Origin of the sequence: Saccharomonospora halophila 8, from assembly GCF_000383775.1 — a bacterium.
Lineage (GTDB): Bacteria > Actinomycetota > Actinomycetes > Mycobacteriales > Pseudonocardiaceae > Saccharomonospora > Saccharomonospora halophila.
In genome coordinates this window covers 26916-41454 of sequence record NZ_KB912565.1, presented here as the reverse complement: position 1 = coordinate 41454, position 14539 = coordinate 26916, and the positions used below count along the sequence as shown (strand labels likewise).

At 70.8% G+C, this 14539-nt stretch carries 11 protein-coding genes and 2 pseudogenes; 7 read left to right on the top strand and 6 right to left on the bottom strand.

Annotated features, from left to right (window positions below; all coding sequences use genetic code 11):
• The 3 genes and pseudogenes from SACHA_RS24015 to SACHA_RS0114695 all read left to right on the top strand — a co-directional run.
• Window positions 1-340, top strand: a pseudogene (locus tag SACHA_RS24015) (dynamin family protein); the annotation flags it as partial.
• A gap of 252 nt (window positions 341-592) precedes the next feature.
• The gene (locus SACHA_RS0114700; protein ID WP_028663207.1) at window positions 593-1318 is read left to right on the top strand and encodes a hypothetical protein; all 726 of its coding nucleotides are present in this window, start codon (window positions 593-595) and stop codon (window positions 1316-1318) included.
• Between the two features lie 403 nt (window positions 1319-1721).
• Window positions 1722-3560: a phosphoenolpyruvate carboxykinase (GTP) gene (locus SACHA_RS0114695; protein WP_028663206.1), complete on the top strand. Its 1839-nt coding sequence runs from the start codon at window positions 1722-1724 to the stop codon at window positions 3558-3560.
• 64 nt (window positions 3561-3624) lie between these two features.
• Here the strand turns inward: SACHA_RS0114695 and SACHA_RS0114690 are convergent, their stop codons facing one another.
• Window positions 3625-5025, bottom strand: a complete 1401-nt coding sequence (locus tag SACHA_RS0114690) for an Nramp family divalent metal transporter (RefSeq protein ID WP_019810934.1) — start codon at window positions 5023-5025, stop codon at window positions 3625-3627.
• Window positions 5026-5105: 80 nt separating this feature from the next.
• A complete protein-coding gene (locus SACHA_RS0114685) occupies window positions 5106-6032 on the bottom strand; it encodes a septum formation family protein (protein ID WP_028663205.1) in 927 nt (308 codons plus the stop codon).
• A gap of 468 nt (window positions 6033-6500) precedes the next feature.
• On the opposite strand from SACHA_RS0114685, the gene SACHA_RS0114680 reads away from it, so the two are divergent.
• A complete protein-coding gene (locus SACHA_RS0114680; protein WP_028663204.1) occupies window positions 6501-7172 on the top strand; it encodes a DoxX family protein in 672 nt (223 codons plus the stop codon).
• Window positions 7173-7281: 109 nt separating this feature from the next.
• On the opposite strand, the gene SACHA_RS0114675 is transcribed toward SACHA_RS0114680, so the two are convergent.
• The 3 genes from SACHA_RS0114675 to SACHA_RS0114665 form a co-directional block, all read right to left on the bottom strand.
• Window positions 7282-8097 (bottom strand): ABC transporter permease, encoded by an 816-nt coding sequence (locus tag SACHA_RS0114675; RefSeq protein ID WP_019810931.1) that lies wholly within the window; start codon window positions 8095-8097, stop codon window positions 7282-7284.
• On the bottom strand, window positions 8094-9062 hold the full coding sequence (locus SACHA_RS0114670) for a daunorubicin resistance protein DrrA family ABC transporter ATP-binding protein (protein ID WP_019810930.1): 969 nt from the start codon (window positions 9060-9062) through the stop codon (window positions 8094-8096). Before SACHA_RS0114670 ends, SACHA_RS0114675 begins: the two co-directional genes overlap by 4 nt.
• Window positions 9063-9124: 62 nt before the next feature.
• Window positions 9125-9886 carry a GntR family transcriptional regulator gene (locus SACHA_RS0114665; RefSeq protein ID WP_028663203.1) on the bottom strand — a complete coding sequence of 254 codons (762 nt, stop codon included), beginning with the start codon at window positions 9884-9886 and terminating at the stop codon, window positions 9125-9127.
• A gap of 337 nt (window positions 9887-10223) precedes the next feature.
• Between SACHA_RS0114665 and SACHA_RS24010 the strand changes: the two are divergent.
• Window positions 10224-10417: pseudogene (locus SACHA_RS24010) on the top strand (DUF397 domain-containing protein).
• A gap of 146 nt (window positions 10418-10563) precedes the next feature.
• Here the strand turns inward: SACHA_RS24010 and SACHA_RS0114650 are convergent.
• Complete coding sequence (locus tag SACHA_RS0114650) at window positions 10564-11898, bottom strand: acetyl-CoA C-acetyltransferase (protein ID WP_028663202.1); 1335 nt, start codon at window positions 11896-11898, stop codon at window positions 10564-10566.
• A gap of 100 nt (window positions 11899-11998) precedes the next feature.
• On the opposite strand from SACHA_RS0114650, the gene SACHA_RS0114645 reads away from it, so the two are divergent.
• Window positions 11999-13342 (top strand): 3-oxoacyl-ACP reductase, encoded by a 1344-nt coding sequence (locus tag SACHA_RS0114645; RefSeq protein ID WP_019810925.1) that lies wholly within the window; start codon window positions 11999-12001, stop codon window positions 13340-13342.
• 1 nt (window position 13343) lies between these two features.
• Window positions 13344-14264 carry a MaoC family dehydratase gene (locus tag SACHA_RS0114640; protein ID WP_019810924.1) on the top strand — a complete coding sequence of 307 codons (921 nt, stop codon included), beginning with the start codon at window positions 13344-13346 and terminating at the stop codon, window positions 14262-14264.
• The last annotated feature ends 275 nt before the right edge of the window (window positions 14265-14539 follow it).

The window sequence follows — 14539 nt, the reverse complement described above, 5'->3', positions numbered from 1 at the left end:
AACCCGCAGGCACGCGGCCGACCGGCAGCACCTCCGGCAGTGGCTGGTCGAGTCGATCGCCGACGCCCGCTCGACTCTCGACCAGCTCGTCGCCGAACAGCTCATCGAGGCCGAGCAACAGGTGTCCCTGGCGCTCGATGACGCACTGAGCCGCCGCATCGAGGCGATCGACGCCGAGTTGAGAGCCGTCGACACGGCGATCAGGCTGGACGGGAGGGAACGGTCCCGGCAGCTCTCGTCGGTCGCCGACCGGGCACGGCGGGTGGCCGAGGGGCGGGAGCGTGCCGAGGCTCTGCTGGGCCGTATCCGGGAACTGCGGGACGGGCCGAAGCGGGTGTGAGCCCGCGGGCGGGGTGGGGCCGGTCCCCGGCGGAGTGTGCGGAGACACGCGGAGTGGGCGGAGACAAGCGGGGTGTGCGGAGACAAGCGGGGTGTGCGGAGACAAGCGGGGTGTGCGGAGACAGCGGAGTCGGGGAAACACGGCGAAGTCGGGGAAACACTTGGTCCCCGAACCCGACGGGCTTACCGTGGGTCTCAGTGAGCAGCGTTTCCGGAATTCCGGACCGGCTCGCGACCGTGAGGGGGAGTGACCGTGTGGGCGGATGAGACGGGCGGCGGCACCGACACCGGCGCGACGGGCACGCCGGACGACATGCTGGTGACCGTCGAGGGCGAGGAGTACACCGCCGAGACGAATCTGGACCTCGACGGGGACGGTGTGGCCGACACCGCGGTGGTGGACCGCGCCGACGGCAGCGCCCAGGCGTTCGTCGACAACGACGGGGACGGCGCGGCCGACGAGTACGTCCGCTGGGACGCGCGGGACCGGGTGACCGCACACGCGGACTACGACGAGGCGACCGGGGAGTGGGTGGCCGTCCCGGACGGGCCGCACCCCGACGGCGACCCGGATCCCGAGACCCGGACCAGTGGCGGCGGCACGATCGTCGCCGACCTGCCCGGTGGCGACGTCGAGGTCGGCCCCGCGACGACGGACACCGACCACGACGGCGTGAACGACACCGCCGTCGTCACCGATGCCGAGGGCAACACCGTCACCTACACCGACGTGGACGGCGACGGGTCCGCCGACGTGGCGGTGGTGATCGACGACACCGGCACCGCGACCACCTACGAGCACACCGGGGACGGTGAGTGGACCGAGGTGGACACCGGTGCCGACCACGACGGCGTGCGCGCGGACGCGCCCGGGGACGGGGCCGACTGGGACGGGTCCGGCTGGGACACGGATACCCGACGCGTCGAGGGCGTGGCGTGGATCGACGCGGCCACCGGCCAGTGGATCAGCCCGAACTGACACGACCGAACACGACTGGCACCGGACCCCGGCTCGCGTCGACACACTCCGCACACGGTCGGTCGACGTCGCGGTGAACACGGGCGAAACGGACAGAGGCGACCGGGGTACCGGCAAGTTACGGCGGGCGGGCGCCACCGTCGGGTCGCCGAGCACGCGGAAACCCTTTCGCGCTGACCCGATTCAGCCGGAATCTGAATCGATTCCCTTATCGTTCTTGTGAGAGAACCGACAGGTCATGGGTCGGTTCAGGCTGTGTCGGGCCGCTACTCTCAGGGCATCCAAGAACGTGAGCACACCGCGCGACGGTGCGCTTGTAGCCATTCGGTCGCCGGCAACGGAGCCCGCATCCGGACACTGGCGTCCGTGTGTGGGCTCTTGTCGTCGAAGACAGGAGTTAGAGATGACTGCAGTGGCCATCCCCGGTCTCGACAAAGCGCCAACGACGCACAGCGGTGTGCTCTCGTGGGTGCGCGACGTCGCCGAACTCACCACCCCGGACCGGGTCGTCTGGGTGGACGGCTCCGACGAAGAGGCCGAGCGCATTAACCACGAGCTGGTCGAGGCGGGCACCCTCGTCCCGCTGAAGGCCAGGCCCAACTCGTACTGGGCCGCCTCGGACCCCTCCGACGTGGCCCGCGTGGAGGAGCGGACCTTCATCTGCTCCGAACGCGAGGCCGATGCCGGGCCGACCAACAACTGGAAGCACCCGGACGAGATGAAGGCCACCATGACCGAGCTCTACCGGGGCTGCATGCGTGGTCGGACGATGTATGTCATCCCGTTCTGCATGGGCCCGCTCGGCGACGAGAACCCCAAGCTCGGCATCGAGATCACCGACTTCGCCTACGTCGTGGCCTCCATGCGCGTGATGACCCGGATGGGGCAGGCCGCGCTGGACAAGTTCGTGACCGGGGACGGCACGGAGCGCGAGTTCGTCCCGGCGTTGCACTCCGTGGGCGCCCCCCTCGAACCCGGTGAGGAGGACGTCCCCTGGCCGTGCAACGACACGAAGTACATCAGCCACTTCCCGGAGAGCCGCACCATCTGGAGCTACGGCTCCGGCTACGGCGGCAATTCGCTGCTCGGCAAGAAGTGCTACTCGCTGCGCATCGCCTCGGTGATGGCGCGGGACGAGGGTTGGCTGGCCGAGCACATGCTGATCCTCAAGCTCATCTCGCCCGAGGACAAGGTGTACTACGTCGCGGCGGCGTTCCCCAGCGCCTGCGGCAAGACCAACCTGGCGATGTTGCAGCCGACGCTGCCGGGTTGGCGTGCCGAGACGCTCGGTGACGACATCGCGTGGATGCGCTTCGGCTCCGACGGCAGGCTCTACGCCATCAACCCCGAGTTCGGTTTCTTCGGCGTGGCTCCGGGCACCGACGAGCACACCAACCCGAACGCCATGCGCACGATCGAGAAGGGCAACACGGTGTTCACCAACACCGCCCTCACCGACGACGGCGATGTGTGGTGGGAGGGCATGGCGGGCGAGAAGCCCGCGCACCTGACCTCCTGGAAGAAGGAGGACTGGACACCCGCCGACGGCGAGGCCGGGGAGCCCGCCGCGCACCCGAACTCGCGCTACTGCACGCCGATGTCGCAGTGCCCGATCCTCGCCCCGGAGTGGGACGACCCGCAGGGTGTACCGATCTCGGCGATCCTGTTCGGCGGCCGCCGTGCGAGCACGGTCCCGCTGGTCAACGAGGCGCGCGACTGGCAGCACGGCGTGTTCATGGGCGCCACGATGTCGTCGGAGAAGACGGCCGCCGCGGCGGGCAAGGTCGGCGAGGTGCGCCGCGACCCGATGGCGATGCTGCCGTTCCTCGGCTACCACGCGGGCGACTACTTCCAGCACTGGCTGGACATCGGCAAGAACTCGGACGAGCTCAGGCTGCCGAAGATCTTCTACGTCAACTGGTTCCGCCGCGGGGACGACCGCCGGATCCTGTGGCCGGGCTTCTCCGAGAACTCGCGCGTGCTCAAGTGGATCGTGGAGCGCATCGAGGGCACGGCGTCGGCGACGGAGACGCCGGTGGGCAACGTGCCGACCGCCGACGACCTGGACATCGCGGGTCTGACCGAGCCGCTGGCCGACATCCAGGCCGCCCTGGACGTCGACCCGGACGAGTGGCGTCAGGAGATCCCGCTCATCGAGGAGTGGTTCGACAAGATCGGCCGGGACAAGATCCCGTCCGCCCTCCTCGACGAACTGGACACCATGAAGCAGCGCCTGGCCTGAGTGCCGCGTTTGCCGTGAAGGACTCCTTCCCTGCGTGCGATGCAGGGAAGGAGTCCTTCACGGCTCACTCGAACAGGCCGACGATCTGGTCGACCGCGAGGTAGGCGAACAGTGCCAGGCAAATCACCAGGAGTGTGTTGGACACCGAACGGGAGCGGAACTCGCGGGGCAGCCGTGCGGAGTTGAGCAGGACCAGGAGCGTGCCCGCGAGGAAGGGCATGAACAACGCCCCCAGCACCCCGTAGGCCACGGTGAGCTGGAACGGCCGGTCCAGGAACAGCAGCGCCATCGGCGGGAACGTCAGCCACAGCACGTAGGCGCGGTAGGGCCTGCTGCGCACGCCCGCCCGCCGTTCGTAGTCGGTGTCGGCGTCCGTGGCGGCGTCCGTGTCGGCGCCGGTGTCGGCCGGGTGTGCGGGCAGGCGCCAGGTCCGCCACCAGTCGGCGAACAGCAGGCTCACCCCGTTCCACACGCCGATCAGCGAGGTGAACGACACGGCGAAGAACCCGACCAGGAACGGCACGCGGGCCCATTCGCCGTACCCGGCGGCGAGCCGGTCGCCGAGCATCAGCAGGCCGACGTCACCGGCGACGACGTCCGTCCCGGCCAGCATCCCGGCGCCGACCACGAGCATGGCGACCACGAAGACGCCGGTGGTCACGTAGCCGACGAGGTTGTCGAACCGCATCATCGGCAGCCAGCGCGACGACCGCCAGCCCTTCGCCAGCGTCCAGTAGCCGTAGGCGGCCATGGTGATGGTCCCGCCGACCCCGCCCACGAGACCCAGCGCGTACACGAGTGACCCGTCCGGCAGCCGGGGCACGAGCCCGCCCGCCGCCTCGACCAGGTTCGGGGCCACCAGCACGGCCGTGGCGACCACGGTCACGAACATGACGCCGACGAACACCGTCATGATCTTTTCCAGCACCGCGTACCGCCCGAACCATACGAGCGCGAACCCGAGCAGGCCACAGAGGATGGCCCAGTACCGCACGGACACGCCGGGGACGAGCGCGTTGAGCGGCAGGCCGGAGGCCGACATGGCGGTGGCCCCGTAGACGAATCCCCAGACGACGGTGTAGGCGCCGAAGTAGACCAGTACCCACCGGCCCAGCGTGCGCCAGCCCGCCAGCAGGGTCCGTCCGGAGGTCAGGTGCCAGCGCCCGACCGCCTCCGCGAGCGCGATCTTGAAGATCGTGCCGAGCAGCACCGCCCAGAGCAGGGTGTATCCGTAGCGGGAGCCCGCCACCATCGTGGCCACGAGATCGCCGGCGCCCACGCCGGTCGCCGCGGCCATGATCCCCGGCCCGAGCTGGCGTACCCGCGCCCGCCACGTCGTGGGCACCTCGGGTCCGGTGGGCCCTGTGGACCCCGCGGATCCCGTGGGTCCCGTGGGTCCCGGTGTCGGCACGGCCGTCGGGCCGGTCCGGTCGGGCACGCCGTCGTCGCGGACCTCGTTCGCCATGGCGGCACGGTAGTGCGCGACCGGCCCGGGGGGAACCGGAGAATCGGGTCACGTCGGCGGTGCGCACCGCCTACGCACGGTCACACGGTCGGGAGTGGTTTCGTGCCGATGCCGCGCAGGAGCGTGTCGACCGGCTGCTCGGTCTCGGCGAAACAGAGCAGGTTCGTGAATCCCTGACGCCAGGACGCCTCCCGGGGCCAGCGCCAGGCCGCGCCGATGTCGTCCCGGTCGGTGCCGAGGTAGTCGCGCACGGCCCGCCCACACTCCTGCCGTCCCAGTGCGTTGATCTTCTCCACGTCCGGGAGCGCACCGTCCGGCGTGCCCAGCGGTATCGCGGCGACGGCCTCGCTCCGGTGCGGTCCGTCGCACGGCGCCGCCCGGGGACGTTCGTCCGCGGGACGCTCCCGGGAACACAGCCGGAACCCGTCGAGACCGTCGTCGCCGGTCAGGGCGCGGTGCAGCGACCCCTCCCGGGTGCGTGGTTCCCCGTCCGCGTTCACCCGCACGACCCCGCAGCGGTACCAGCGCTGACCCCGGTCCCACCGGTCCGCGTCCGCCCAGAACAACCACGCGCCGAGAGTGGTGACGTCGTAGTCGGCACTGCCCAGGAAGTCCGCGACCGCGGCCCGGCAGTCCGGCAGCGCCGCCTCGTACACCGCCTGTTCGGGCGGCGGGGCGGCGCCGTCGGCCCCGTCGAGGGTGCCGGTGTCGACGATCTCGACGGTGTGCGGTCCGGCACAGTCGACGACCGTGGTGGCGTCGGTGGAGACACAGTCACCGGCCTCGGCGAGGTCCGGAGGGATTTCACCGGAATCGGTGCCGGGAACCGGCCGAACCGTGGACGGTGCCGCGGTGGTGTCCGTGGCACCGGGGTCCTCGGTGGCCCCCGCGGCGCGATGGTCGGTCGAGGGCGGCGCGGGCGATCCGCCGACCTCGCTGACACACCCGGTCAGTGTCACGGCGGCCGCCAACGTCACTACCCCGAGCGCGTAACCCTGTCTCGACATCGATCAGACCCTACCGAGTGGAGGTGCGAACCACTCAATGTTGACGGCTCGACATCGCGGGCGCACGGCAATCGGGCCGACGGGGGAACACCCCGGAGCCGGGCGGCGCATCCCCGGGCGGCGCAGAGCTCCCCGGACGGCGCAGCGCTCCCCGGGCGGCGCAGAGCTCCCCGGACGGCGCAGCGCTCCCCGGGCAGGGAGAGTCCGACCGGGGCCGGACAGTGGAAACCCCGTGATGCTGCCAGGTCGGGGGTCCGCCAGCACCACGGGGGCATCTGGAATATCGCCGGCTTACCCGGGTGCGTTACACCCGTTCGAGGATGTCATCCAGGTCACACGTTCGGACCAGTGTGCGACGACGTCTCCGGTGCCGTCCGTGGCGACGCGGGCGGCACGGGTGAAGTCGGCGGGAAACGGGTAGCCCGGTCGTCGGTGAACCTGTCCGAACATTTCGACCAGGGAGGTCGCATGATTCTCCGCCGGGTGGCCCGCCCACTGCTCGCCTCCATCTTCCTCGCGGGCGGCATCAACGCACTGCGGCAGAAGGAGGCCCACGCCGAGGCGGCCAAGCCGTTGCTCGACAAGACCGTCGGGGAGAAGGCCGGTGAACTGCCGAGCGACCCGGTCACGCTCGTCCAGGTGGACGCGGCCTTGAAGATCGCCGCGGGCACGATGCTGACCGTGGGGGTGCTTCCGCGGCTCTCCTCGGTGCTGCTGCTGGGCAGCCTGGTACCCACGACCGTGGTCGGTCACGCGTTCTGGGAGGAACAGGACCCGCAGAAGCGTCAGCAGGAGCTGACCGAGTTCCTGAAGAACGCGAGCCTCGCGGGCGGCCTGCTCATCTCGGCGGCCGACACGGGTGGCAAGCCGTCACTGGGCTGGCGGACCCGGCACGCGGCCGAGGAGGTCGGGCACCAGGTGCAGGGCAAGGCCGGGGCGGCACAGCGCAGGATGGGGGCGGTGCAGGGCAAGGCCGGCCTGGCGGCGGCGAAGGCCACCAAGGTCTCCGAGATGGCGACGGCCGGGGCGGCGAAGCGGCAGGGCCGGGCCGCTGGCATGGCCAAGGGGAAGGGCAAGGCTCTGAAGGCGGCGAAGAAGGGAGCCGGGCGGGCGAAGTCCGCCGCGACGCACCGGCACTGACCCGGCTCCGTTCCCGTACCGCGGCTCCGTTCCCGTACCGCGGCTCCGTTCCCGCACCGCGACGGCGGTCACGCCTCGTTCGTCGGCCGCCGCCGCCCGCGGTCCCGCGTCAGCGGCTGGCCACCCGGCGGTAGCGGGCGGTCGCCAGTGGCGCGAAAATGCCGATGATCACGATGCAGCTGAGGATCGCGTACAGGGCCGCGTTCTCGGCCGGCCATCCGGACGCCTCGGGCCAGCCTGCCGGGCTGGTGTTGCCGAAGAGGTCGCGGGTGGCGTTGACCGCGGCGGTGAACGGGTTCCAGTCGGCGATCGTGCCCAGCACGCCGGGCAGGCTCTCCTGCGGGACGAACGCCGACGAGACGAACGTCAGCGGGAACATCCAGATCAGCCCCGCACTGTTGGCGACCTCGACGCTGCGGGCGACGAGGCCGATGTAGGCGCCGACCCAGGACATCGCCAGGGCGAACAGCAGGATCATCAGGTAGCCCAGCGCCGCCTCGCCGACGCTGCTGTTGATCCGCCAGCCGATCAGCAGTCCACACACCGACATGACCACCAGCACCACGATGCTGAGCACCTGGTCGGCGGTGGTGCGGCCGACCAGCACGGCAAGCCGGGACATCGGCAGCGAGCGGAACCGGTCGATGATGCCCTTCTGCAGGTCGTTGGCGAAGCCGATCACGGTGTAAGAGGAGTTGAACGCGACCGTCTGGGCGAAGATGCCCGCGATCAGGAACTCCCGGTACTGCGCGCCGCCCCCGCCGGGACCACCGATCGCGTCCCCGAAGACGTAGGCGAACAACAACACGAACATGATCGGGAACGCGGTCGCCCCGAGCAGCCAGTCGGGGTTGCGCCGCACGTTCATCACGTTGCGCCAGGTGATGGTCCCGCTGTCGGACAGGACCTTGGCGAACCCGGTCACGGGGTCTCCTCCTCGGTGGCGTGGCCGGTCAGGGACAGGAAGACGTCGTCGAGCGTCGGACGTTGCAGCGCGACGTCCTGCACGGTCACGTCCTCGGCGTCCAGCTTGCGCAGCGCCTCCATCAGCGCCGTCGCGCCGGTGTCCACGTGGACGGTGACCGTGCGGGTGGATTCGGTGACCACGGGCTCGCTCGTGCCGACCTCCTTGAGCACCCGCTCGGCCGTGTGCAGGTTCCCGGGATCGGCCACCACGAGTTCGAGCCGTTCCCCGCCGATGTGGTCCTTGAGCTCGTCGGCCGTGCCGCGGGCGATGACGCGGCCCTTGTCGATGACGACGATCGTGTCGGCCAGGCGATCGGCCTCCTCCAGGTACTGCGTCGTCAGCAGCACCGTGGCGCCGGTGGCGACGAGTTGCTCGATCACCTCCCACATGTCCAGGCGCCCGCGCGGGTCCAGCCCCGTGGTCGGTTCGTCGAGCACCACGACCTCGGGGTTGACGACGAGGGCGCCCGCGAGGTCGAGTCGCCTGCGCATCCCGCCGGAGTAGCCCTTGGCGGCACGGTCGGCGGCCTCGTCCAACCGGAAACGGCTGAGCAGTTCGCGGGCACGTCTCTTCGCGTCCCGTTTGCTCAGACCGTAGAGCCTGCCGACCATGTAGAGGTTCTCGAAACCGGTGAGATTCTCGTCGACGGCGGCGTACTGCCCGGACACCCCGATGGCGGCGCGCACGGCGTTCGGGTCACCGAGCACGTCGTGCCCAGCCACCGCCGCTTCGCCGGAGTCGGGTTTGAGCAGGGTGGTCAAGATACGCACGGTCGTCGTCTTGCCCGCGCCGTTCGGCCCGAGCAGGCCGAGCACCCGGCCGGTGGGCACGTCGAGGTCGACGCCGTCCAGCGCGCGGGTCGCACCGTAGGTCTTGACGAGACCGCGGGCGCGCACCGCGATCGGTCTCTCGGTCTGGGACATAGGGCCAGAGTAGAAGCGACCACCGACAGATGTCGGCCGGATTTCCGGCCGGGACGGTCCCGTCAGTCGGCCGCCCATTCGTAGGAGAGCTGGTAGCGGTGGGCGGGCAGCACCATGTCGTTCATCTCCAGCGGTCTCCCGTCCCGGCCGTGGGCGATGCGGGTGACCGTGAGGACGGGGATGCCCTGGCCGAGTTGCAGTGTGGAGACCTCGTCGGGGGTGGGCATCCGGGAACCGACGTGTTCGGCGTAGTGGCCGAGTCGGTGTCCGGCCTCCTCCAGCCGCGCGTACGACCCGCCCGGCCCGGCGTCGTCCCGTTCGATCGCGGTGTCGCGGGTCAGCGCGCGCGACAGCCGGGAGACGGCGAGTTGCACCACCTCCCCGTCGGCACACATCACCCGCTCCCGCACGGTGACCTCGTCGCCGGGGGTGAGGTCGAGGTGCCGCGCGGTGCGCTCGTCGGCGGGCTCGAACCGCACCGTGACCGCCACCGACGGGGTGAATCCCTCGGATGCCGCGTCGCCGCGGAACGCACCCTTGTCCTGTTCCCGGGCGGAGCGGGACAGCCGGGACCGGGCGAGTCGGTGGATGGTCGTCCAGTCGCGGACGAACACTCCGCGGCCCTGCTCGGTGACCACGACCCCCTCGGCCCGGAGCAGGTTCAGCGCCTCCCGGACGGTCAGCCGCGAGGCGCCGTACGACTCGACCATCTCCCGCTCGCTCGGCAGCCGGTCACCCGGGCCGTACTCACCGGCGGCGATGCGGTCGCGGACGTCCGCGGCGACCTGGCGGTGCACCGGCACGCCACTCGTTCTGTCCACCATCGGGTCGATTCTCCACACGCTCGCCGACGGGTCAGGGGAGGTTACATTCTGACCATGGGCTTGGTGTGAGCGAAAGTGACCACCGGTACGGACGTTTCGACGTGCCGGATCACCGGGCGTGCGGGAGGTCGTAGCCCACGGAGATGGCGTTCTCGACCCCGGTGCAGTCGATGCCACCCTCTTCGGCGACGGTGAAGCCCAGTTCCAGCAACGCTGACCGAGGGCAGAGACGTGCGGGACTACCGGGCCGCCGCCGATACGCTGCGGGAGCAGGCGATGAGCCCGGCGGCGACCGAGGTGCTCATCACGAAGTTGGCCGACGATCTGGAGGCAGCGGATGTGGACTGACGGCCGGTGGCGCGTGTCGAGCCACAGCGGGAATCAGGGGGACTGTGTCGAGGTTCGGTCCGCTGTCGGGGGCGGTGTCGAGGTGGGCCACTCGAAGCACCCGGACGCGGCCACGATCCACTACCCGAGGCCGAATGGGCGGCCTTCATCGCCGGAGTGAAGGACGGCGAGTTCGACCTCTGACGTGCGCCGGGCGTGGCTCTCCCGTGTGCGTCACCGGTGACCGTGAAGGGCACATTCCCTGCGCCAGGTGCTGTGAGGGGCACATTCGCTGCGCCAGACGCAGGGAAAGTGCCCCTCACGGCAACACCCGGGGTGACACCGCCCGGTCAGCGTTCCAGGATCGCGGTGATGCCCTGGCCGCCGGCGGCGCAGACGGAGATCAGGCCCTTGCCCGAGCCCTTCTCGGCGAGCTGCTTGGCCAGGCCGGCCACGATCCGGCCGCCGGTGGCGGCGAACGGGTGGCCCGCCGCCAGGGATGAGCCGTTGACGTTGAGCCGGTCCCGGTCGATCGCGCCGAGCGGCTGGTCGCGGCCGAGGCGCTGCTTGGCGAACTCCGGGTCCTCCCAGGCCTTCAGTGTGGCCAGCACCTGCGAGGCGAACGCCTCGTGGATCTCGTAGTAGTCGAAGTCGCCCAGCGAGTGGCCCGCCTTGTCCAGCATCCGCGGCACGGCGTAGGCCGGGGCCATCAGCAGGCCCTCGTCGCCGTGCACGTAATCCACGGCCGCCGTCTGCGCGAGCGTCAGGTACGCCAGCACCGGCAGGTTGCGCTCCTTGGCCCACTCCTCGGTGGCCAGCAGCACCATCGACGCGCCGTCGGACAGCGGCGTCGAGTTGCCCGCCGTCATCGTGCCGTCCCGCCCGCCGAACACCGGCTTGAGCTTGCCCAGTTTCTCCGCCGACGAGTCCGGGCGCAGGTTCTGGTCGCGGGTCAGCCCCAGGTACGGGGTCAGCAGATCGTCGAAGAAGCCCCGGTCGTAGGCGGCGGCCAGCCGCTGGTGGCTGGTGGCGGTGAGTTCGTCCTGCTCGGTGCGGCCGATCTCCCACGCCTTCGCCGTACGCGCGGCATGCTCACCCATCGACAGGCCGGTGCGCGGCTCGGCGTTGCGCGGGATCTCCGGGACGAGGTGCCCCGGGCGGATCCTGCCGAGCAGCTTGGCCCGTTCACCCACGCTCTTCGCCGCGTTGAACCGCACCAGCAGCTTGCGCAGCGAGTCGTTCACCGCCAGCGGTGCGTCCGAGGTGGTGTCCACCCCGCCCGCGATCGCCGAGTCGAGCTGCCCGAGGGCGATCTTGTTGGCCACGTTGACGATCGACTGGAGGCCCGTGCCGCAGGCCATCTGGACGTCCGAGGCGGGCGTGGTGGGCGAGAGCGCGCTGCCCAGCACGGTCTCCCGCGCGAGATTGAAGTCGCGCGAATGCTTGAGCACCGCCCCGGCGGCGACCTCGCCGAGCTGTTCGCCCTGCAGCGAGAACCGGCTGACCAGGCCGTCCAGCGCGGCGGTGAGCATGTCCTGGTTCGAGGCGTCGGTGTAGGGGCCGTTCGAGCGGGCGAACGGAATGCGGTTGGCGCCGACGATCGCGACCTTCCGCACGCCGGTCTCCGCCGCCCTGCTGCGGCCGCTCCGTCCCCGGCCGCGGCCGGATTTCTGCGCTGAGGTCATGGCTCCTCCTGGTCAGCGTATTTTCGCACCCGTCTCAAGGGTAACCTACTCGCTAGTAGGTTAAGCTGTGGAGTGCATACTCGGCACGGGAGGCAGACCGATGGCTGACAAGTACCAGCAGTTCACCACGACACCCGTGGGCAAGTTCCTGACCTCGAAGCTCGGGCTCCCCGAGCCGCCGGTGCTGCGGCGCTACTCACCGGGCCAGCCCCCGCTCGAAGGGCCGGCACTGCTGGGGGCCGCCCCGAACGGGCGGCTGGAGAAGACGCTGGCGACCCAGCTCGGCAACGCCGGCATCCAGGTGCTGCGCTCGGCGTCCGAGAGCTCCCGCTACGGCGCGCTGGTGTTCGACGCCACGGGCATCACCGACCCGTCCGAACTGCGCGAGCTGCACGCCTTCTTCCACCCCGTGATCCGCAACATCGGGCACTCCGGCCGGGTGGTCGTCCTCGGCACGCCGCCCGAGCAGGTCTCCGGCCGGGAGCGCATCGCCCAACGCGCGCTCGAAGGCTTCACCCGCACGGTCGGCAAGGAGCTCAAGCGCGGCGCAACCGCGCAGCTCCTCTACGTCGCCGCCGGTGCCGAGGAGGTCGCCGAGTCGACCCTGCGGTTCCTGCTGTCGGCGAAGTCGGCGTTCGTCGACGGCCAGGTGATCCGGGTCGGCGCCACCGGCACCACGACGGTGTCCGCGCCGGAGAGCTGGGAGAAGCCCCTGGACGGGAAGACCGCCCTGGTCACCGGCGCCTCCCGGGGCATCGGCGCCTCCATCGCCGAGGTGCTCGCCCGCGACGGCGCGCACGTGGTGGCACTCGACATCCCGGCACAGGGGGCGGACCTCTCCGCCGTGGCCAACCGCACCGGCGGGTCGGCGTTGCAGCTGGACATCACCGCCGCCGACGCGCCCGACCGCCTCGCCGAGTACCTCACCGAGCGGCACGGCGGGGTCGACGTCGTCGTGCACAACGCGGGCATCACCCGGGACAGGACCCTGGCCAAGCTCAGCGAGGCCCAGTGGGACTCGGTGCTCACCGTCAACCTCGCCGCCCAGCTCGCCGTGAACGACAAGCTGCTCGCCGACGACGTCCTGCGAAACAACGGCCGGATCGTGGGCGTGTCCTCCATCGCGGGCATCTCCGGCAACGTCGGCCAGGCCAACTACGCCACCAGCAAGGCGGGCGTGATCGGCATGGTCGACGACTACGCCCCGCGGATGGCCGAGCGCGGCGCCACGATCAACGCCGTCGCGCCCGGATTCATCGAGACGCAGATGACCGCCGCCGTACCGTTGATGATCCGGGAGTTCGGCCGCCGTCTGTCCAGCCTGTCGCAGGGCGGACTGCCGGTGGACGTCGCCGAGACCGTCGCCTGGTACGCCAACCCCGCCTCGACCGCCGTGAACGGCAACGTCGTCCGCGTGTGCGGCCAGGGCTTTTTGGGGGCCTGAGATGACCGTCAAGCAACTCGACACCGCCCCCGGCCTCGGCACCCTCTACCCGAAGGCCGTGCTCGGCGGACTGCGCAAGAACGGCGGCGACGCGCTGCCGGACACCGAGTACGTGCGCACGGGTGTCACGATCGACCCGGCGCACCTGGCCGCCTACGACCGGGTGTGCGGGTTCCGGCTCGACGACGAGGTGCCCGCGACCTACCCGCACGTGCTGGTGTTCGGGACGCAGGTCGCGCTGATGACCGAGCCGGACTTCCCGTTCCCGCTGCTCGGCATGGTGCACGTCGCCAACCGGATCACCCAGCGGCGGCCCGTGCGGGTCGGGGAGACCTTCAGTCTGCGGGTGCGGGTCCGCGACCTGCGGCCGCACGAGAAGGGCAGGCAGTTCGACGTCGTCAGCGAACTGGTCCCGGAGGGCGGATCCTCGGACGAGGCCGTGTGGACCGACGTCAGCACCTACCTGCGCCGGGGTTCGGACGGCTCCGGCACCTCCGGGGAGGCCGGTGGGTCCGGGCCGGAACAGGCGAGGAAGACCGAGCTGGCCGCGCCCACGCCGGACGCGGTGTGGACGGTGCCCGGCGACATCGGCCGCCGCTACGCCGAGGTCTCCGGCGACCGCAACCCGATCCACCTGCACAAGTTGACGGCGAAGGCGTTCGGGTTCCCGTCCGCGATCGCGCACGGCATGTGGAGCAAGGCACGCGCACTGGCCGCGTTCGAGGGCCGGTTGCCCGGGGCGTACTCGGTGGACGTGCGGTTCAAGCTGCCGGTGCTGCTGCCCGCGAAGGTCGCCTTCACGTCGTGGCGCACCGACGGCACCGACGGCACCGACGGCACCGACCGCGACGGGTGGGCGTTCGAGCTGTGGCACGCACGCAAGCCGAAGCCGCACCTGTCCGGCACGATCACGCCGGAGTAGGACCGACGTTGGGCTGTCGTCCCGGGTTGGCACACGCTCCCGGCGGGGCGGGAACGGGCGTTACTCGCCGATGACGGGCGGCACTCGCCGATGACGGGCGGCGCCGTGCGTTCCTCCGTGCCGAAGAGGTCGTCCGGATCGGCCTCGACCAGGTAGCTCGGACGTTGGTGTTCCTCGTCCTCGCCACCCTGACCGCCGCGGTTGGCTCCGGCTCCCATTCCGGCGCCCCCCATGGACCCGCCACGACCGGCCGCCGCGGCCGCGCCCGCTCCGCC

Bases quoted from the DNA above. Each gene is read 5' to 3' on its own strand.
- SACHA_RS0114665 (WP_028663203.1), bottom strand. From the start codon at position 9,886: ATGGTGGACAGAACGAGTGGCGTGCCGGTGCACCGCCAGGTCGCCGCG.
- SACHA_RS0114670 (WP_019810930.1), bottom strand. From the start codon at position 9,062: ATGTCCCAGACCGAGAGACCGATCGCGGTGCGCGCCCGCGGTCTCGTC.
- SACHA_RS0114645 (WP_019810925.1), top strand. From the start codon at position 11,999: ATGGCTGACAAGTACCAGCAGTTCACCACGACACCCGTGGGCAAGTTC.
- SACHA_RS0114690 (WP_019810934.1), bottom strand. From the start codon at position 5,025: ATGGCGAACGAGGTCCGCGACGACGGCGTGCCCGACCGGACCGGCCCG.
- SACHA_RS0114650 (WP_028663202.1), bottom strand. From the start codon at position 11,898: ATGACCTCAGCGCAGAAATCCGGCCGCGGCCGGGGACGGAGCGGCCGC.
- SACHA_RS0114640 (WP_019810924.1), top strand. From the start codon at position 13,344: ATGACCGTCAAGCAACTCGACACCGCCCCCGGCCTCGGCACCCTCTAC.
- SACHA_RS0114695 (WP_028663206.1), top strand. From the start codon at position 1,722: ATGACTGCAGTGGCCATCCCCGGTCTCGACAAAGCGCCAACGACGCAC.
- SACHA_RS0114680 (WP_028663204.1), top strand. From the start codon at position 6,501: ATGATTCTCCGCCGGGTGGCCCGCCCACTGCTCGCCTCCATCTTCCTC.
- SACHA_RS0114685 (WP_028663205.1), bottom strand. From the start codon at position 6,032: ATGTCGAGACAGGGTTACGCGCTCGGGGTAGTGACGTTGGCGGCCGCC.